Source organism: Oryzomonas sagensis, from assembly GCF_008802355.1.
GTDB lineage: Bacteria > Desulfobacterota > Desulfuromonadia > Geobacterales > Pseudopelobacteraceae > Oryzomonas > Oryzomonas sagensis.
The window spans coordinates 1,343,540-1,361,206 of record NZ_VZRA01000001.1 but is presented as its reverse complement, the minus strand read 5'-3'; the positions used below and the strand labels follow the sequence as shown (position 1 = coordinate 1,361,206).

Annotated in this window: 24 protein-coding genes and 1 riboswitch; of the genes, 9 read left to right on the top strand and 15 right to left on the bottom strand. The window is 59.2% G+C overall.

Going from position 1 to position 17,667, the window contains the following annotated elements:
* Nucleotides 1-48 precede the first annotated feature (48 nt).
* Together F6V30_RS06240 and F6V30_RS06235 are read right to left on the bottom strand one after the other, a co-directional pair.
* Nucleotides 49-720 carry a lytic transglycosylase domain-containing protein gene (locus tag F6V30_RS06240; protein WP_151155926.1) on the bottom strand — a complete coding sequence of 224 codons (672 nt, stop codon included), beginning with the start codon at nucleotides 718-720 and terminating at the stop codon, nucleotides 49-51.
* Between the two features lie 50 nt (nucleotides 721-770).
* Complete coding sequence (locus tag F6V30_RS06235; protein ID WP_151155924.1) at nucleotides 771-1,616, bottom strand: HDOD domain-containing protein; 846 nt, start codon at nucleotides 1,614-1,616, stop codon at nucleotides 771-773.
* Between the two features lie 409 nt (nucleotides 1,617-2,025).
* On the opposite strand from F6V30_RS06235, the gene F6V30_RS06230 reads away from it, so the two are divergent.
* On the top strand, nucleotides 2,026-2,688 hold the full coding sequence (locus F6V30_RS06230; protein ID WP_151155922.1) for an FKBP-type peptidyl-prolyl cis-trans isomerase: 663 nt from the start codon (nucleotides 2,026-2,028) through the stop codon (nucleotides 2,686-2,688).
* Nucleotides 2,689-2,781: 93 nt separating this feature from the next.
* Here F6V30_RS06230 and F6V30_RS06225 read toward each other — a convergent pair whose 3' ends face one another.
* Complete coding sequence (locus F6V30_RS06225) at nucleotides 2,782-3,018, bottom strand: hypothetical protein (protein ID WP_151155920.1); 237 nt, start codon at nucleotides 3,016-3,018, stop codon at nucleotides 2,782-2,784.
* A 214-nt stretch (nucleotides 3,019-3,232) separates the two neighbouring features.
* On the opposite strand from F6V30_RS06225, the gene F6V30_RS06220 reads away from it, so the two are divergent.
* A complete protein-coding gene (locus tag F6V30_RS06220) occupies nucleotides 3,233-4,021 on the top strand; it encodes an SDR family NAD(P)-dependent oxidoreductase (RefSeq protein ID WP_151155918.1) in 789 nt (262 codons plus the stop codon).
* 99 nt (nucleotides 4,022-4,120) lie between these two features.
* Here the strand turns inward: F6V30_RS06220 and F6V30_RS06215 are convergent, their stop codons facing one another.
* The 4 genes from F6V30_RS06215 to F6V30_RS06200 all read right to left on the bottom strand — a co-directional run bounded on the left by F6V30_RS06215 (nucleotide 4,121) and on the right by F6V30_RS06200 (nucleotide 7,309).
* The gene (locus F6V30_RS06215) at nucleotides 4,121-4,402 is read right to left on the bottom strand and encodes a PilZ domain-containing protein (protein ID WP_191965590.1); all 282 of its coding nucleotides are present in this window, start codon (nucleotides 4,400-4,402) and stop codon (nucleotides 4,121-4,123) included.
* 142 nt (nucleotides 4,403-4,544) lie between these two features.
* The gene (locus F6V30_RS06210; protein ID WP_151155913.1) at nucleotides 4,545-5,339 is read right to left on the bottom strand and encodes an ABC transporter ATP-binding protein; all 795 of its coding nucleotides are present in this window, start codon (nucleotides 5,337-5,339) and stop codon (nucleotides 4,545-4,547) included.
* Nucleotides 5,336-6,244 carry an ABC transporter permease gene (locus tag F6V30_RS06205; RefSeq protein WP_151155911.1) on the bottom strand — a complete coding sequence of 303 codons (909 nt, stop codon included), beginning with the start codon at nucleotides 6,242-6,244 and terminating at the stop codon, nucleotides 5,336-5,338. Before F6V30_RS06205 ends, F6V30_RS06210 begins: the two co-directional genes overlap by 4 nt.
* Before the next feature lie 69 nt (nucleotides 6,245-6,313).
* On the bottom strand, nucleotides 6,314-7,309 hold the full coding sequence (locus F6V30_RS06200; protein WP_246163239.1) for an ABC transporter substrate-binding protein: 996 nt from the start codon (nucleotides 7,307-7,309) through the stop codon (nucleotides 6,314-6,316).
* A gap of 331 nt (nucleotides 7,310-7,640) precedes the next feature.
* Between F6V30_RS06200 and F6V30_RS06195 the strand changes: the two genes are divergently transcribed.
* Together F6V30_RS06195 and F6V30_RS06190 are read left to right on the top strand one after the other, a co-directional pair.
* Entirely contained in the window at nucleotides 7,641-8,123 is a 483-nt protein-coding gene (locus F6V30_RS06195; protein WP_151155909.1) for a YchJ family protein, read from the top strand.
* A gap of 160 nt (nucleotides 8,124-8,283) precedes the next feature.
* Nucleotides 8,284-8,769, top strand: a complete 486-nt coding sequence (locus F6V30_RS06190) for a PaaI family thioesterase (RefSeq protein ID WP_151155907.1) — start codon at nucleotides 8,284-8,286, stop codon at nucleotides 8,767-8,769.
* Between the two features lie 117 nt (nucleotides 8,770-8,886).
* On the opposite strand, the gene F6V30_RS06185 is transcribed toward F6V30_RS06190, so the two are convergent.
* Nucleotides 8,887-9,258, bottom strand: coding sequence for a rhodanese-like domain-containing protein (locus tag F6V30_RS06185; RefSeq protein WP_151156430.1), 372 nt, complete (start codon nucleotides 9,256-9,258; stop codon nucleotides 8,887-8,889).
* A 254-nt stretch (nucleotides 9,259-9,512) separates the two neighbouring features.
* Between F6V30_RS06185 and F6V30_RS06180 the strand changes: the two genes are divergently transcribed.
* Both F6V30_RS06180 and F6V30_RS06175 read left to right on the top strand, forming a co-directional pair.
* On the top strand, nucleotides 9,513-9,695 hold the full coding sequence (locus tag F6V30_RS06180) for a hypothetical protein (RefSeq protein ID WP_151155905.1): 183 nt from the start codon (nucleotides 9,513-9,515) through the stop codon (nucleotides 9,693-9,695).
* 114 nt (nucleotides 9,696-9,809) lie between these two features.
* A riboswitch (cyclic di-GMP riboswitch) is annotated at nucleotides 9,810-9,886 on the top strand.
* A gap of 84 nt (nucleotides 9,887-9,970) precedes the next feature.
* Nucleotides 9,971-10,264, top strand: coding sequence for a hypothetical protein (locus F6V30_RS06175; RefSeq protein ID WP_151155903.1), 294 nt, complete (start codon nucleotides 9,971-9,973; stop codon nucleotides 10,262-10,264).
* A gap of 93 nt (nucleotides 10,265-10,357) precedes the next feature.
* Here F6V30_RS06175 and F6V30_RS06170 read toward each other — a convergent pair whose 3' ends face one another.
* The 3 genes from F6V30_RS06170 to F6V30_RS06160 form a co-directional block, all read right to left on the bottom strand.
* On the bottom strand, nucleotides 10,358-11,590 hold the full coding sequence (locus F6V30_RS06170; protein ID WP_151155901.1) for a bifunctional alpha/beta hydrolase/OsmC family protein: 1,233 nt from the start codon (nucleotides 11,588-11,590) through the stop codon (nucleotides 10,358-10,360).
* A 28-nt stretch (nucleotides 11,591-11,618) separates the two neighbouring features.
* Entirely contained in the window at nucleotides 11,619-12,701 is a 1,083-nt protein-coding gene (locus F6V30_RS06165) for an ADP-ribosylglycohydrolase family protein (RefSeq protein WP_151155899.1), read from the bottom strand.
* Nucleotides 12,702-12,918: 217 nt separating this feature from the next.
* Nucleotides 12,919-13,107: a DUF3553 domain-containing protein gene (locus F6V30_RS06160; RefSeq protein ID WP_338042759.1), complete on the bottom strand. Its 189-nt coding sequence runs from the start codon at nucleotides 13,105-13,107 to the stop codon at nucleotides 12,919-12,921.
* Between the two features lie 469 nt (nucleotides 13,108-13,576).
* On the opposite strand from F6V30_RS06160, the gene F6V30_RS06155 reads away from it, so the two are divergent.
* Both F6V30_RS06155 and F6V30_RS17025 read left to right on the top strand, forming a co-directional pair.
* Nucleotides 13,577-13,777: a cold-shock protein gene (locus F6V30_RS06155; protein ID WP_149306815.1), complete on the top strand. Its 201-nt coding sequence runs from the start codon at nucleotides 13,577-13,579 to the stop codon at nucleotides 13,775-13,777.
* Nucleotides 13,778-13,859: 82 nt separating this feature from the next.
* Nucleotides 13,860-14,015, top strand: a complete 156-nt coding sequence (locus F6V30_RS17025; protein WP_191965589.1) for a hypothetical protein — start codon at nucleotides 13,860-13,862, stop codon at nucleotides 14,013-14,015.
* A 393-nt stretch (nucleotides 14,016-14,408) separates the two neighbouring features.
* Here the strand turns inward: F6V30_RS17025 and F6V30_RS06150 are convergent, their stop codons facing one another.
* The gene (locus F6V30_RS06150; RefSeq protein WP_151155895.1) at nucleotides 14,409-14,702 is read right to left on the bottom strand and encodes a putative quinol monooxygenase; all 294 of its coding nucleotides are present in this window, start codon (nucleotides 14,700-14,702) and stop codon (nucleotides 14,409-14,411) included.
* A 64-nt stretch (nucleotides 14,703-14,766) separates the two neighbouring features.
* The gene (locus F6V30_RS06145) at nucleotides 14,767-15,402 is read right to left on the bottom strand and encodes a flavodoxin family protein (RefSeq protein ID WP_151155893.1); all 636 of its coding nucleotides are present in this window, start codon (nucleotides 15,400-15,402) and stop codon (nucleotides 14,767-14,769) included.
* Between the two features lie 154 nt (nucleotides 15,403-15,556).
* Between F6V30_RS06145 and F6V30_RS06140 the strand changes: the two genes are divergently transcribed.
* Nucleotides 15,557-15,904, top strand: a complete 348-nt coding sequence (locus F6V30_RS06140; protein ID WP_151155891.1) for a winged helix-turn-helix transcriptional regulator — start codon at nucleotides 15,557-15,559, stop codon at nucleotides 15,902-15,904.
* A gap of 40 nt (nucleotides 15,905-15,944) precedes the next feature.
* Here F6V30_RS06140 and F6V30_RS06135 read toward each other — a convergent pair whose 3' ends face one another.
* Both F6V30_RS06135 and F6V30_RS06130 read right to left on the bottom strand, forming a co-directional pair.
* The gene (locus F6V30_RS06135; protein WP_151155889.1) at nucleotides 15,945-17,075 is read right to left on the bottom strand and encodes a M20 family metallopeptidase; all 1,131 of its coding nucleotides are present in this window, start codon (nucleotides 17,073-17,075) and stop codon (nucleotides 15,945-15,947) included.
* Nucleotides 17,072-17,584 (bottom strand): GNAT family N-acetyltransferase, encoded by a 513-nt coding sequence (locus F6V30_RS06130; protein ID WP_151155886.1) that lies wholly within the window; start codon nucleotides 17,582-17,584, stop codon nucleotides 17,072-17,074. Before F6V30_RS06130 ends, F6V30_RS06135 begins: the two co-directional genes overlap by 4 nt.
* Between the last annotated feature and the right edge of the window lie 83 nt (nucleotides 17,585-17,667).

The following is a 17,667-nucleotide window of genomic DNA, read 5'->3' as shown; positions in this document are numbered from 1 at the left end:
AGCACCATACCATCAATCAAGGCTACAACCAAGGGGAAGCGCGCAACACTAGTTGGCTGCGGGAGAAGGGAGGGGCTTCGGCAGGTCATTGCCGGAGAGCGGCTGCGGCCCCGCCTCCCGGGGAGGAAGGGGCGGTGGTTTGCGCAGGGTCTGGCGGGACACGCGCACATAGGGGACGAACTTGACGACCTTTTTCTCCCCCCGGCCCTGCTGTGCGGATTCGACCAGACCGTTTATCTGGTCCAGCATGACCGCCTTCATCTTGTTGTCCACGGGCTGGGCTTCTTTATGATGTTCCAGCTGTTTTAAATGGCTGAAGACCTTCTTGGCATAGACTTCGCTTTTTTCCGGCGTCCGGCTGTTGTAGCAACCGATGGCCTTCCAGTTATAGCCGTATTTGCTGATGCAGCCGGCCAGTATCCATGCGCCGGTCTTCGTATTGTAGCAGGCATCTCCGAGATAGTTCCATCGCGCCTCGCCGAGCACCGGTTTCCAGATGGTGTTGATCTGCATCAACCCGATGTCGAAGGTGCCGTTACTGTTTTTGTTGATCGTTTCAGGCACGAAATTCGACTCGACCTTGGCAATGGCCCTCAGGACCAAGGGGTTGATGCCATACATCTCTCCGGCCTCATCGAAGCAGAACGGGTAGGCTTCCCGCCATGTCACGCAGACAACAACAAGCGCCAGAAGGCACGCCGTTTTCAGATTTTTCGTCATGGCACCTTACTCCGAAAGAGCGGGAAATCGCCGATGCAGCTGCCGGCACATCATGCCGGAGCAGGCAGGAAAGACACACTGCGGGACGCTTCCAGCACCTTCCCAAGCTCTGTAAACTGCTGTTCGCTCATGCCGAGCCGGGCCGCCTCGGGGAATTCCACAAGCGGCCGGTCCGGTCCGGCGCCCAGACTTAAGCCGCAGGTTCTGGTAGCCGCGTTCACAAGCCGGACAATAACAAGAACCATATCATCGGGATCAAAATGCTCGCCGGAATGTTTGTCAACGGCAGCACGGTAGACGGCGGGCATGCTCCAATGCTCCATCAGGCGGGTTCCCTGTTCCACATGCAATTCGCCGAAAATTTCCAACAACAGCTCCCGCTCCAGCGCGGCCAGGGCAACCCCTGTGTTGGTTATCCGCTCCAGGGCCTTGATCAGATACAACTTGCCCACATCGTGGAGCAAACCCGCCAGATAGGCCTGCTCCGCCAAGCCGCGGTGACCGGTGTTCATGGCCACCCAGCGGCAGCCGACGGCGCAGCCGTGGGAGTGGAGCCACAACTCCTGCATGATGGCATTGACCGTACCGTTGTGCGAGGCGTGGAGCGCCGCCTGGGAGGCCGCCATGGCCAAGTTGGAAACGTGATGCGCCCCCAGCCGGATAAGGGCATCCTTGATCGTTTCCACCTTGACCCGCCCACTGTAACTGGACGAATTCGCCATATTCAGGATCTGGCCGGCAAGGGCCTGGTCGTCGTTGGCGGTGCTCGCCAGTTCATCGATGGTGAAATTGCAATCGGAGAGCAGATGGATCAGTTTGAGGGCTATGGGATGGAAGACCGGCAGATCAACAGGCTGTATCGACAGAAGCCGCCGGATCGTCAGCGAAATAGGCATTCATCAATCCTTGGGAGCAGGCCGATCAAAGCCGGCCATATGGTATTGCACCTTCTGCAACTGGCGACATCACACAACGTCTGGTTCCGTGCGCCGACCGGTGGCGCCCGGCTCCTTACGGGCGGCCTTATCGGCAGACCTCCGCAGCTCTGCTCCCACTAATCCTTGCGGCGCGGCGCTTGTTGCTCCACCAGAGGAGAAGGGGACCCTCGTTTCGTATACGCAGTGGGGGAATCATATAGTCGACAGCCGAAAAAAGCAAGAAAGGTGAACACCCCCGCCACGGTCACATCCCATGAGAATTACGGTTTTGCCCAAGAGCGCGCCGGAGTGCATCTATTTGTTGTCTCAGCCGTCAATTCTGCTAAGATGTAATTTCTTTAAATCCACGAGCGTCGAAAGGAAAAACATGCGCAGATTATTCTTGGCCGTACTTGTCACCCTGATTGCTCTCCCGGCTTTTGCTGCCGAAGCTCCGCAAACCGAAGAACAAAAGACCATGTATGCCATTGGCCTCATTGTCGCCCGCCAACTGTCCGTATTCAACCTCACCCCGGCAGAACTCGATCTGGTGAAGCAGGGGCTGGCGGACGGCATCACCGGGGCAAAACCCCTCGTGGATGTGAATGTCTATCAGAAGAAGACCCAGGAACTGGCCACCGCACGCCGCAACGCCCTGGGAGAGAAGCAGGCTGCCGCAGCTCAGGAATTCCTCGCCAAGGCGGCCAAGGAAAAGGGAGCGGTCACGACCAAGACGGGCATAGTCTACCAGCCCTTGAAGGAAGGTAATGGCGTTTCCCCGGCAGCCAGCGACAAGGTCAAGGTACATTATCGCGGCACGCTGATCGACGGGACGGAGTTCGACAGTTCCTACAAACGCGGCGAGCCTGCCGAGTTTCCCCTCAGCGGGGTAATCGCCTGCTGGACCGAAGGGGTGCAGATGATGAAAACGGGCGGCAAGGCCAAACTGGTCTGTCCGGCGGCAACCGCCTACGGTGAACGGGGTGCCGGCCCCATTCCGGCCAACGCAGCGCTGGTCTTCGAGATAGAACTGCTCGGCGTGACGAAGTAAGCCGCCTTCAACCGAAAACGGGTGCGGCGGCCGTGTTCCGCACGCAGTCCGCACCCGTTGTTTGTCCCGCCTTTTAGAAATCTTCGGGGAGGGTCATGGGGACTCTTCCCTCTCCGCATCGTCGCTGATGAAATCACCGAAGTCGATCACATCCCTCACCTTGGCCAGGAGCCTCTTCGGCCACCTGTCAATCGGGATTCTGGTCAGAATCTTGGCCTCCTCAAACGTCAGATCCACCTCACCGGGCAACTTGTCGGCGAGCTCCGTCGCCCAGCGTGTCTCTTCCGGCGTCAATGCCGCCACCAGCAGCGCCTTATCGGCCTTTGTCATAGGGTCCTCTCCGGGTGTTATTCTAGCTGCACCGCAAGCCTACTAGGAAATTTCCGGAGACACAACCCCTATTTCCGGGCGCCTTTCCGTATCCCCCTGCGCCCTTCCGGCAGCTACTTGATTTTTTCGTCATCGTGATAGACTTCTTTCAAAGGCCATCCGGCCTCTCAAGTCAGCGTTGCACGACAACCACATCAGTACAAGGAGATATCTCATGGACTTGCAACTCAACGGTAAAAAGGCGCTCGTCTCCGGCTCAACCAAGGGGATCGGCCTTGCCATAGCCACAGCCCTGGCGCGGGAAGGGGCCCGCGTGGTCATCAACGGGCGCGACGACGACTCCCTGGCCGCGGCACGGGAACGGATCAAAAGCGCCCTGCCGAATGCGTCGGTGGAAGGTTTCAACGGCGACCTCTCCCAAGCCGGAGAGGTTGACAGGCTACGCCAGCAGGTGCCCTCGTTGGATATCCTGGTGAACAACCTGGGAATCTACGAACCAAAGCCTTTCGAGGAGATTTCCGACGAAGAGTGGCGGCGTTTTTTCGAGGTCAACGTATTGAGCGGCATCCGTCTCGCCAGGGCGTATCTCCCGGGCATGAAGGAGCAGAATTGGGGGCGAGTCCTCTTCATCAGCAGCGAGAGCGGCATCCAGATTCCCGCCGAGATGATCCATTACGGAATGACCAAGACCGCCCAACTGGCGGTTTCGCGCGGTCTTGCCGAGACGTGTGCCGGCACGCGGGTTACGGTCAACGCGATCCTGCCGGGCCCGACCCACACGGCAGGCGTGGATGGTTTCGTAGCGAAACTGAGCGGCGGAAAATCCTTCGCCGATTTCGAAAAGGAGTTTTTCCAAACCGTGCGCCCGGCCTCGCTCCTTAAGCGCTTCGCGACCCCGGAAGAGGTTGCCAATCTGGCCGTCTACGTGTGCAGCACCCTCTCGTCCGCCACCAATGGCGCGGCCCTGCGGGTTGACGGAGGCGTGGTCCGGGCATGTTTCTAAGAGTCTGACGGCCGATGCAGCAGACCCGCAGAATGGAGCTGGCGCAAAAAGGCCGGCACCCCACCCGGGGAGCCGGCCTTCGCCGCTGCAGCATGCCGATCATGCCTCCCCTTCCCGTTCCTGGAAGTGGAGGCCGACCCTGGGGAAGTTCAAGCGGGCGATCGTGCTGTTATATTCCCCGGGGGAAATGACCGGGTCTCCGCACAACACCAGACTGCAGCGGTCCCCCTGCCGCAGCCGATCCGGCAGCGGACGGCCCATCTTGATCAGGGCGCCGGAGAACGAGAGATTTTCGAGGATACATCCGTACGTCGCCCCATCGTGGTACAGGAAGCATTTTGTGAAGCACCCCACCCTATGGCTGGTCCTCTTTTCGCCCATGATATCCGCCCCCTCTTGCTGCATAGCCAGCGGGAATACCAAGCATACTTAACTGTTTTTAATGCTACCACATAATTTCAGGGGCGCAACCGTGTGAAGAAAAAGAATTGCGGCCGCAGCAGGAAACCGCTGGCCTGTGCGTTCACGGGGAGAGAAGCGCCTTATCGTCCCCAAAAGAGGCATGGCGAATCTCGTGGAACTTCTCGATCAGCTTCTCCACCGTCAGTTCCCGTTTCGCTTCACCCTCCACATCGAAGATAATCTCTCCCTTGTCCATCATCAGCAGACGGTTACCGAACTCGATGGCATGGCTCATGTTGTGGGTGATCATCATTGAGGTGAGGTTGTATTCCTTGATGAACTTGTTGGTCAATTCCAGGACGATCTCGGCATTTTTGGGGTCGAGCGCCGCGGTATGCTCATCCAGCAGGATCAGCTCGGGCTTGGAGAGGACCATCATCAGCAGGGTCAGGGCCTGCCGCTGCCCGCCGGAAAACATGGCGAGATTTTCCTTCATCCGGTCCTCCAGCCCCATCTCCAACTGGACCAGTTCCGACCGGAAGAACTCCCGCATCTTGTTGTTCAGGCTCCGTTTCAGCCACTTGAACCCCTTCCGGTAGGTGATCATCATGTTATCCTCCAGGCTCATGTTGGAGGCCGTGCCGAGAAGCGGGTTCTGGAATATCCTGCCGATGTACCGGGCGCGCCGATACTCGGGCTCCCGCGTGATATCCCTGTCGTTTGCCAGGATGGCGCCCTGGCTCGGGATGATGGTACCGGCTATGAGGTTGAAGAGCGTGGACTTCCCGGCGCCGTTGCTGCCGATAACGGTGATGAAATCCCCTTCCTTGACCTTCAGGTTGATAGCGCTGATGGCCAGGTTTTCATTCACCGTGCCGGGATTAAAAAGCATGGACACATTCTTGAGCTCGATCATTTTTCCACCACCGCCTTGATGGCGACCTTCTTCAGTTTTTTGGCCTGGGTCAGGACCAGCAGTATGATGATCAGGATGCCCTTGATCAGATTCAGGTCATTGGGCGTCATATGGATGACATAGCCGTAATACCTGCCCAAATACAACACCGCGTGGAAAAGTATCGAACCCAGGATGGCGCAGAGGGTCAGAACGCCGATGCGGTTGCTCTTCATGACCAGAAATTCGCCGATCATGACCGAAGCCAAACCCGAGACAATGATCCCCTGCCCCAAGCCCACATCGGCAAACCCGAGGTACTGGGCCGCAAAGGCGCCGGATAGGGCCACCAGGCCGTTGGACAGCCCCACGCCGATGGTTTTCAGGGTTTTGGGGTCAACCCCCTGGGAGATGACCATCTGTTCATTATTGCCCATGGCCCCCAGGGTCATGCCCAGGTCGGTGCGGAAGAACAGGTCGATCAGTATCTTGATCACGATGGCGACCACGATGAAAAACAGGAGCAGGATGTACTCATCCGGGATAAGGCCCGAAAAGCGCTCGGAAACCTTGGTCAGAATGGTTTCATGCTCCAGGACCGGCACATTGGCCCGGTTGCCCAGGATGCGGATATTAACGGAGTACAGCATGGTCATGGTCAGGATGCCGGCCAGGAGGTTGGGCACCCGGAGGTGGTTGTGGATCAGCGCCGTGACCATGCCCGCCAGCATCCCGCCGACAAATGCGACCAGCAGCGCCAACCAGAGGTTCACGTCGAGCAGGATGCACTGCACCATCAGGGCTGCTCCCAGGGGGAACGAGCCGTCCACCGTCAAGTCGGGAAAATCCAGGATCCTGAAGGTGATGAATACCCCCAGGACCATAATTCCGTAAATCAGGCCTTCTACCAGAATACCTTCGATCATAGCAATGCCGTGTACCCTTCGTGATAAAATAATGCCGGGCGGCCTCGGCCGCCCGGCGGGGAAAAAATTCTACTTTTTGGTCAGCTTGCCGTTTTCCACGACCCTGTTGGCGCTCTTGACGATATCCTTCGGCACGGTCAGACCGAGTTTCCTGGCCACATCAAGATTGACCAAGAGGTCGACATCCGAGGTCTTGGTCATAAAACGCGTCGGCATCTGCTCCGGCTTCTTGCCCTTGAGGATCTCGACGATCATCTTGCCGGTGGCACGCCCAACTTTGTAATAGTCGAACCCCCAGGCGGCCAGGACGGCATATTTTTCAGCCGAACTCGGGTCAGCCGACATGATCGGCACTCTGTTCTTCACGGCCACGTCGGCGACGGCGCTCATGGCCGATACGACCGTGTTGTCGGTGCTGATGTACAGCGCATCCACCCTGCGGATGATCGCCTGGGTAGCCTCTTTCACCTCGGACGACTTGGACACCGTCGTCTCCACGTATTCGATCCCCAACTCCTTGCAGGCCTGCTTTACGACACCGGCCAGCACCACGGCGTTTTCCTCGGAACTGGTGTAGATATGGCCAAGACGTTTGATCTTCTTGATCTTGAGCAGCAGTTGAATCTGCTGTTTCACCGGGGTCATATCCGACACGCCGGTAACCGTCTTGCCCCCCTTTTTCAGAGAGGCCACCAAACCGGCCTTCACCGGGTCGGTTACCGCCGAGAAGACGACCGGGGTCCCCTTCAGGGTATTCACCAGCGACTGGGCCGTGGGCGTGGCGATCCCCACCGCCAGGGTCACCTTTTCCGACTTGAACTTGTTGGAGATTGACGACGCAGTGCCGATATCGCCATTGGCATTCTGCTGGTCGTACTCCGCGGCGATCTTCGCAGCGGCAAGCTCGTCCTTGATACCTTTTTCAACGGCATCGAGGGCGGGATGGGCCACGATCTTGGATATCCCGATGAGGACCTTTTTCGGCGGGTTTGCCGCAAAGAGCGGAGCCGCCACCATAAGAGAGACTGCAAGGAACACCAGCAACGCACAGAGTTTCTTTTTCACCGAACACCTCCTGATCTGATAGTCAAATCCAAACGTACCACCACACACGACAACGGCTATTTCACAATAATCGGGTGGCGAGAATATCACTCCCAAAGATCAGTCGTCAACGTGATACTGGTCTTTTCAGCCTCTTTTTTGCCAAGTTAGCTCCCTCCTGGCACGCCGAATCGGCAAAAGGCGCCATAACAGGCTTCACAAGGCACAGGCGCCGGAAATCCGATGCCGGCAATGGCGTACAGGTGGCCACTTCAGTTACCATTTGACAAATGGGCCGGTTCTATGGCACCCAAGTGGATCAACCAATTACCATCATCAAGGAGAACCAGACATGAACAGCTGCCCCTGCGGAAGCGGCATTGCCTATTCCGATTGTTGCGAACCGGTCATCAACGGAGTCCGCCCCGCCGAAACGGCGGAACAACTCATGAGAGCCCGCTATTCGGCCTATGTCGGCGCGCAGATGGATTTCATCTTCGAAAGCACCCACCCCGACCATCGCCAGGGCTACGACCATGCCGGCACCAGGGAATGGGCACAGAATTCCGAATGGCTGGGGCTTGACATCATCGCCACCGACAAGGGTGGCCAGGAAGACAGCATCGGCCAGGTGGAATTCGTGGCGCGATTCAAGGACAAGGGCGTTGCCCGCGAACATCACGAGTGCGGCCAGTTCAAACGCAAAAGCGGAAAATGGTACTTCACCGAGGGGGCCATGGTGAAGCCGAAACCGATCACCGTCGTCAAGATCGGCCGCAACGATCCCTGCACCTGCGGCAGCGGCCTCAAATACAAGAAATGCTGCGGGAAGTGATGGTTCCCCACCAGCTCCAACGCCTGAAGGCGGCCCGACCGGCCGCCTTGTCGCCCGCCGGCACCGCCCCGAAGCCCTTTATTGCCCTGCCGGAGTCTGCTAGTATGACGTATCATCCTGCCGCCACCGCCTGGCGGCGCTCTTTTGGAGGAAAACATCCGTGACCGAAACCACTGCAAAAAAAGTTTGTACGACCCTCTGCCCGCCGGTGGACCTGAGCGGTGAAACCGGCTGGAGCGATTTCGATGCCCCGGCGCTGGTGGGGGAATCCCTGCGCTTCGTCTCCGGCGAACCGGACGGCAACCGTTTCCGGGTGCGCTATTACCGTGACGGAGAGCAACAATTGAAGGCCCGCATCTGGTTCGGCCCCGAGACCGAAGGCCCTCCGGGACATGCCCACGGCGGCTCCATGGCCGCAGTGTTCGACGAGGTACTGGGACTGGCCGCCTGGGCCGCGGGGTATTCGATCGTAGTCGGCAACCTGAACGTCAGCTTCCGCAATCTGCTGCCCCTGCAACAGGTCGTCACGCTCGAAAGCCGGGTCATCTCCGCCGAAGGGCGCAAGATAATGGTGCATGGCCGCCTCTGCAGCGGAGAAACGGTCTACGCCGAAGGGGAGTGCCTCTGCATCACCCTGAAAAAATGAGCCCGCTCCCTACCATTGCCACCATCCGGGACACGCACCGGCGGCCAAACGGCCGCCGGTGCGGAACACGTCGTTCATCCCCCTCCGTGAATCCCCGTCGAAGGGGCCTCCGGGACCTTAGAGCAGCATGATCTTCGTTGCCGGGACGTTCCCGCCGATACCCTCGACCGGAAGCCCGGCCTGGAGATAGGCATTGAAGCCGCCCGCCAGAGGGTGGACATCGTCCCAGCCATGCTGCCTGAGAACCTGAGCCGCCCGCACACTCGCCTCATCCCCCGGGCAGCTTGAGTACACCACCACCGTACGGTCATGGGGAATCTCATCGAGATGCCGTTCCACCTCGTCATCGGGTATGCGCAACGCCCCCCTGGCTTTGAAGAGGCCGCTATCCCAATCCTGATGATGGCGTATATTGACGAAGACCGGCAGAACTGCGTCATGCATATGGGCCTTGACCGTTTCCGCGCTCACTTCGAATCCTTCCAACATTTCAACCACCCCTTTCGCCAAGCGGCCCTTCACCCCACCCTCCGGGCAGATATCCACCCCGGCGGAATGCTGACGGCCGTGGAGACTACACCATAATTATAGCATGGAATCAGCGGTGTCCGCCCCCCCTTGTCCCCCGCCAACGGCATTGACCACCTCCAGGCGGGGGCATAAAATATAAAAGGGGCAGTAGTACGTGGTGGAACGTTGTCCGGCCCGGCAGGGGGATCGGGCAGCAGAAAGGGGGCAGCATCATGTCAGTCCTCGAATTGACGGAAAAGGAACGGATCGTCTTGGTAGATGCGCTGGAATCCTACCTCTCCGACCTTAAGACGGAGAGGAGCAAAACCGACAATCGTGAGTGGCGAGCGGATTTGCGGGAACAGGAGGCGATCCTCAACGGGCTCCTGGGGCACCTGATCGCCAAGGCAGCCTGACGAGGGACAGCAGGGGCACGGAAGAGCGGACGGCCGCGGGACGGGCTCCCGTGATGGTTGACGCGGGCAGATTTGTCCTCTATAATGCCGCTGTTTCAACATCAGGCAGCAGATACGCGATAAGACTAAACCACCCGCGAGGGTGGGACGGAAAGCCCATAGGGTCTCACCGAGACAGCCGGGATGCCGAACTATCACCATATTCGGCGTCCCGGCTTTTTTCGTGCCGGGACGCCGGAAACCCACGGCAGATCCAATCACGAAAGGAAACGAACATGAACAGGTATGGCATGAAAGCAATCATCGGGGCAGTGGCCGGGGCAATGACGATGGCAACCGTGGCCGGCGCGGCCGACGTGGCGGTGGGTGTGGATGTCAACACCCCCAACGTGCGGGTGCAGGTCGGCGCACCGCCGCCACCGCCCCTTGCCCCCCGCACGGTCGTTGTGGAGCGGGAACGCGTCATCACCCACGAACGGGGAGAACGGCACGACTGGGGCAAACACAAAGGACACTACAAGAAACACTACAAGAAGCACGAGCATAAAGACAAACACCACAGGGACTAACGGACCGCAACCGCATGGGGCCGGACTGCAAGTAAAACGGCAGTCCGGCCCTTTGGTATCGGCCACCGGTTCCGAGCGTAAGCCGGCGGCGCCTCAGACCGGCCGCAGGGTGGTCACGACCCGCACCCCTGCCGTCAAGGTGCGGTGCACCGGGCACCGCCCGGCGATCTCCAGCAAGCGTTGCCGCTGTGCCTCGTCCAGCCCACCATGCAGTTCCAACTCCCGCTCGAACGTATCCATCCGGCGTTCCTTCTCATCACAGTCACGGCAATCTTCGGCGTGGACCTTGCGGTGCGAGAGCCGCACCACAACCTCTTCCAGCGGCCATCCCTTGCTGCGGGCATACACCTGGAGCGTCATCCCGGTACAGGCGCCGAGGGCGACCAGCAGGTAGTCGTACGGGGAGGGGCCCTCGTTGCCCCCGCCGTCCTCCACCGGCTCGTCGGCCAGCAGGGGAAAACCGTTGGCAAACAGCTCGGTGCGAAATCCCCCCGCCCCGGTGCGGGCCGACACACGGTTGTCGATCGCCTCCGGGGGGATAGGGTGGGGGCCCGGCGTTTCGGATATCCCCAGGTAGCGGCCGGCCCAGGCGGCGATGATCCCGCCGGCGTAGCGGGAGTCCCGGCTATCGGACAGCAGGTGGTCGGCCGAATCGAGGGAGACGAAGCTCTTGGGGTGTGGGGCTGTCCGATAGATGTCGGTGGCGTTGTCGATCCCCACCACGTGGTCCCGGGGCGAGTGCATCACCAGCAGCGCCGCATTGAGCCGGCGCAACGTATCCTCCGGCCGATGGGCAGCCAGGTCGTCCAGCAGGCTCTTGCGAATGGTGAACGTGCGGCCCTCGAGGGTGACGGTTCCCTGTCCGGTCTCCTCGACCCGTTCCGCCGCCTCTCCCAGCAAGCCCCGCACATGGTCGGGATGAAACGGGGCGGCGATGGTGACCACGGCCACGGTCGAGGGGATCTCCGCCACCGCCGCCAGCACGGCCGCCCCCCCCAGGGAATGGCCGATGAGCAGCCGGGGGGCCTCATACTCCTGTTCCAGGAAACGGGCCGCCGCCACCAGGTCGCTCACCTCGGAGGAGAAGGTTGTGGCGGCGAACTCCCCCTCGCTCTCCCCCAGGCCGGTGAAGTCGAAACGCAACACGGCGATGCGCCGGCTGCTCAGGGCGCGGGAGATGTGCACCGCCGCCGTGAGATCCTTGGAGCAGGTGAAGCAGTGGGCAAACAGGGCGTAGGCCAGGGGCCGTTCGTCCTCGGGGAGTTCCAGCCGGGCGGCAAGCAGCTCCCCCCGGCTATTGGGAAAGGCAATCCTCTTGGTGTTCATCACTATCACCTCATGTTTTCCTGCGGCGTTATGGCTTACCAACACCCGCAGCCAGATCGGCGGCCAGCCGGCAGAGGGCGGCGGAGTCATCGAGACCGTCCAGGAAGCGCCGCGGTATCCGGGAAAGGCCGACCTGGGCGCCCACCAGGGCTCCGGTCAGGATGGCCCGTGCCTGATTCTGCCCTCCCCCGTTGACGGCATGCAGCAGGGCCGATTCGAAATCGTCGTGAAAACGGGCAGCCAGATAGTAGGCCGCGGGCAATTGGTGGTAGATCGCACAGGGCATGCCGTAGACGATGGACACCTTCCAGGCGGGTTCGATACGGATATCAGGGTCGGCGGCCGCACTCGCCATGTACGACGGGGTCAGCAGGGCGTCGGGGGAGGCGAACCTCCCGGCCCGGGGCGGATCGGGATCGCCGGGCCGGGGAGGTTGCAGGTTGTCGCCGGTAACGGCGTGGAAGGGGAGCGCCCCGTCATGCACCAGCTTCATCAACCTGCCCGATAGCCGGGCATCCAGGGCGTGCCCCTGCACCACCTGCCCCAGCACCGCACCATAGGCCACGGTCATGGACACCACCGTATCGTCCGACTGGGTCAGGACGGCATTGCCGGTGATGGCGCCGGCCAGTCGGGCGGGGTCCAGGGCATACCGTACCCCCAGGGCCAGGGTGCGTTCGATGGCTTCCGTTGTGTCGGCATGCCCGCCGGTCTCGCCCCAGGGCAGTTTCTGCTCCACGCGCCGCCGCCACAATTCGCGGATCGACTGGCTGGTGTAGCCCCCCGGCCCGCTCATGGGGGTGCCATCCAGGAGCGGCAGCAGCTCCTTATCCATGCGACGGCAGAAATCGGCCTCGTCGTACCCACCCCGTTCCACCAACGATGTGACCAGCAGTCTGAGGATGAAACCGGCCTGGGAGAGTTGGCCCGCCTTGCACCCGTCGTGGTAGCGGCCGGGCCGGGGGTCGGTATAGCCGCTGATCCATTCGCCGTAGTCATGGCGCAGTTCGGCAAGGTCGTAATACCAGTGCGGCCCCAGCCCCAGTGCATCGCCGATAAAGGCGCCCATGATGGCGCCCGCCCCGCGGTCCCGAATGGTTGTATCTGACATGGTGCCCTCCTGTGGATGCGCCTCGGGACCCCGACTGCAAGCCTTCCCGAGTTGCATCGCATCGTTTATCTGATTATATCCTGTTATTTTGAAGTGCCAAGGCTTGTTTCCGGAAACGGAAACATGGTACGGAGGAGTATGTTCGCACGATACAACGACGACGGGCACCTTATCATCGATAAGGTGCCCGTCGTCGTTGCAGGTTTTCCTGGTGGTTTTACAGCTTCTTTTTGGCTGCCTTGGGCACCTTGGCGGCTCGGGCGGCCTTCATCACGGCAGGTACTTCGGGAGGGGGCAAAAAGGAGCCCGGAGCGGCCGGTTGCAGGGTGGTAAAGTGGGATACGGCGATTTTTCTGTTTTTGCCATCGCTGAACTGGATCATCGCCGAGGAGGATGTGATTTCCATAACCTTGCCGGCGCCCCATTCAAGTGCGCCTGTGTGGCTTACAATGTTGCCGACTTTGATTACCATAGTGTCATATCGCTTTCTTGTGAGAAATGAGTGAAATTACCATTTCCGGCCCGCCCCCATCACGACTATCGTCCATTCAAATAGAATTATATTTTTATACTTTACGTCACAAACCGTATGTTAGCAATGATTATTTGCAATATTTAGTGGTAATTGAATACTATAAATTCAGTATAATCCTGGCTCATAAAAGGATGTAACGCAATCAATACATAATATTCACACCATGACATCATGATTGTATTTATTTTTTCAAGGCACTCATTCCAATAGTTATATTATTCCCCCCACCCTATGTCCTTATTTTTAGCTTGACTTGCGCCATTCAAAGCTGGTAGGCTCACACTACGTCTGGAATGTTTCCAGACGAAATTTAAAAGCAGCATCAGGAGAACGTAAGAAAATGGTAAACGGAACAGTAAAATGGTTTAATGACAGCAAGGGGTTTGGTTTTATTGAGCAGGAAAATGGCGAAGATGTTTTTTGTCATTTTTCCGCAATCGAGGGCAACGGCTTCAAATCCCTTGCTGAAGGAGATAGCGTAACGTTTGAAATTACCAAGGGTCCGAAAGGGCTTCAGGCCGCGAACGTAAACAGAGCCTGAAAAACGCCGTAATTGGCCTCAAAAGCCCCGGGGGATACTCGGGGCTTTTTTATTTAAAACCAACTAGTTAGGGAGCAACACAATGGCCAAGCCCAATTTTCAGTTTCAGAAAAAGCAGAAGGAACTGGAGCGGAAGAAAAAGAACGAGGAAAAGCTGCAACGCAAGCTGGCGGCCAAGAACAGCCCCCCAACCGACGAAAACGGCGAAGAGGCCCCTGTCGAGGAAGAAACAGCTTAAATCCGGGCGCAAGAATCGATGCGGTGCGGTGCAAGCCATCAGCGGTCGAGCCATTGCTGAAGGAATTCAACGCAGACCAGCACCTTTGCCGATTCGGTTAGACGCAGCGGATAGACCGCTGCGATGTGCGCCCCTCCCCTAATCTACACGCCAGCGGAACACAGCATATCTATCCCATCGCGGCACGAATCCCCCTTGGCCACACTCCCCCTGCGCCCCTTCAGCCTCCAACACCCGAACCCCAGATACTGCTCGCGAAGAGCGATGCAGTCGTGCCGTTTCAGGTCAAAGCGTTGATAAATACAAAAGGCGACCGATCGGCCGCCTTTTGTATTCTTGTGTTCTGCCCCCAATTGCCGGCAGAGGAGCAGGTCCCGAACCGCCGACGCACCATCACGCCTCAATCATGGTCAACCTGTTCACGGACCGTTCCCGGATCATGCCCTCTATGGCGCCGAAGCTGTTCCGGTAATGGGTCGTCTCCTTGTGTTTCCCCAGGCAGGCATCGCTCTCCCACGTCTCGTAGAAGAAGAACAGCGCCGGGTCGTCATTATCCTGGTGCAGCCGGTACTCGACGCACCCCTCTTCGTTTCTGGTCGGTGCAAGCAGCTTGAGGAGCTCGGCCTTGACGGCATCGGCCGCCTCTTTTCGTGCCAACAGTCTGGCAACAACGGTTACTCTCGACATAGGGAGTCCTTTCTCGTTTCGTTTTTCATGGAGTCATGGGAAGCATCTTTACATGCCGTACAATTTAGTGGATGAAATTCATGAAGGTCTTGGGTTCCGCCTCAGGCTCCGCAACCGCCCCCTTGCCGTGTTCCGCCAGTTTCAGCAGCCATGCCATGTTTTTCCCCAGCATGCGCATGATCTGTACCCCCTCTTCATCCTGTGCGACCTCTCCCGGCTGGGTGCCATGGATGACGTTCCAGTAATTGGAGCTCGGTACCAGCATCTCGGCATAGTGCAGAAAATTGTTCAGTTGATCGAATGTGGGCACGCCGCCGGAGCGCCGCACCGCGACCACTGCTGCGCCGACCTTGTGCCGCAGCATCCCGCCGTTGGAGCCGGCGACATAAAAGGCCCGGTCCAGAAACGACTTCATGGTGCCACCGATGGCAGCATAATGGACGGGAGTCCCCAAGATGATCCCATCCGCCTGCTTCATCTTCTGGAGAGCGTTATTGACCTCGTCGCCAGGCAGGACGCAGCGCTCGTTCCTGTTCTTGGCACACTGACCGCAGGCGATGCAGCCTTGAATCGCCTTGTTGCCAATGTGGACGATCTCGGTTTCTATGCCGGCCTTTTCAAGCTCGGCGGCAACCATCCTGATGGCATGATAGGTGTTGCCCTCTTTTTTGGGACTGCCGTTAATGGCGACTACTTTCATCGATCCGTCCTCCTGTTTTCGCGGTGGGTTTTACATTCGCGCTTCAATTTTTCAAACATGTGCGCTATATTCTACCATAGGTATCTATTCGTCAATAACGGACTATTTAGGTACGTAGTACCTTTTTTGTAACATAAGAAGCATTGGAGGTCCCATGCAAGAGAACGGAGAGAAAGGGGAGCGGATGGTGTATCGGGAGAAGGAATACAAATGCGGTATCGATGCCACACTGGCCGTGGTCGGCGGCAAATGGAAGGCTTCCATACTCTGGCACCTGTCGCAACGGACCATGCGCTTTTCCGATTTGCAGCGGCAATTCTCCGGGACCACGAGAAAGATGCTCACCCAGCAGTTGCGGGAGTTGGAGACCGACGGCCTGGTGCACCGGGAGGTCTACCCCCAGGTGCCGCCCAAGGTGGAGTACTCCCTCACCCCAAAGGGCACAACCATCATCCCCATCCTCGATCGGATGTGCGCCTGGGCCAAAGAATACCTGCAGTGATCATGCTTCTGCCGGCACCGTCCTCCAGGCTGGTTTCGGATCAGCCCATCCCCAGGCCCAGGGCGGCATAGATGCGGGCGGCCTCCGCCACCTCGTGGAAGAGGACTTGCTCATCGGGCGTATGGGCGTTTTCCAGGAAGCCGGGCCCCAGGATGATGGGACAGGTACCGGCCGCATGGAACAGGTTGCCGTCCGAGTGGGAGCGGAAGGCGCTCAAGTCGGGTGTGCGCCCCAGGCGGGCATATATTTCCTCCACCAACCGGGCCGGCCGGCTGTCGTTGCCCAAGTCGTAGCCGGGCGAGGAGAAGTCGAAGCTCAACTCCATGTTGAGCTTCGGGATGAAGCGTCCCGCATCGGTGGCGATGCTGCGGATCGACTCCTGCAGGACGGCCGGGTCCATATCGGGCGGCAGGTGCAGATCGATCCAGGCCTCGCAGCGGTCCGGGACGACAAAACCGGCCCGGGACGAACTCAGCTCACGGATCGAGTAGACGATCTCCCCCCGCTCCCGGTCGAAGAGCTGGGCCTTGCCCAGGTGGAGCAACAGGCGCAGCATGGACTCCACGGCGTTGTTCCCCAGTTCGGGCAGCGACGAATGGCTCCGCAGGCCGCGGGTGACGAACCCCGCCTCCAGGTAGCCGTAATGGGCGAAGCAGGCCGCCAGTCCGGTCGGCTCGCCGATCACCACCCAGGGAGGGCGGTATCGTTCCAGAAAGACGGCGCTGCCGTCACCGTTCTCTTCCTCCCCCACCACCAGCAGCAAGCCCAGGGACGGCCGTTCCTCCGGTTTCAGGGCGTCGGCCAGGGCCAGCCACGCCTCCACCATGGCGGCGCAGCCCCCCTTCATATCGGCGCTCCCCAGACCGCGGATGAGGTTTCCCTCTTCATGCGCCTCGAATTCCTCCAGATCCCAGGCCGGGACCGTATCCACATGCCCGACCAGATAGAGTTCCGGTTCGCCGCTCCCCATGGTGACCCGCAGGTTATACCGCTCATGCTCCACCTCCTGGCGTTCCACGCGGAACCCGGAACGGGAGAGGATGTCCTCCAGATAGAGCTGGATATCCTCTTCCTTGCCGGAGGGGGAGTAGATATCAAGCATATCGAGCAGGGTCCTGCGCAGCCGCACCGGATCAATGGCCCTCCAGACCTCATCAAGGCGGGCGATCATGGTTTCTTCACCGTTTTTTTCCTGGTCTTGCGCGTCAGGTTGAGGGACATGTAGACGTGTTCCTGGATATCTCCGAAGCCCTGTTTCTTGAAAAAATTGATGGCGGCCAGGTTATCCGCCGAGGTATCGATGATGATCATCCGCACCCCCTGCTCCACCATGCGGCGCCTGATCTCATGGAACAAGCGGCTCCCCACGCTCCCCTTCTGGATGTCCCGCCGGACCCCAAGCCAGACCAGGTATCCGTACTTCCAGGGGGAGTTATGCTTCTTGACCGTGGTCCCCAGGGCAAAACCGGCGATGCGGCCTCCCAGTTCGGCCACCAGGCAGAGGTCGTTGTCCAGGTTGAAGTGGGTGGTAATCTCGAATTCGTCCCAGGTGCGGTAGAGGCTCTGGGAGTATTCGACGGTGAACACCTCCTCGCCGATATGGAATACCTCGGGGAAATCGTCGATCTCCATCTCGCGGATGCGAGGGGTATCCTCGCTGGTTATAGATGCTTCCGTCATGGCGTCACCTCGTGCATGTTTCATGCTTCAAGTATATCAGAAAATCCCGATCCGGCAGTTCCGGCGGACACTACCGAGCGGGA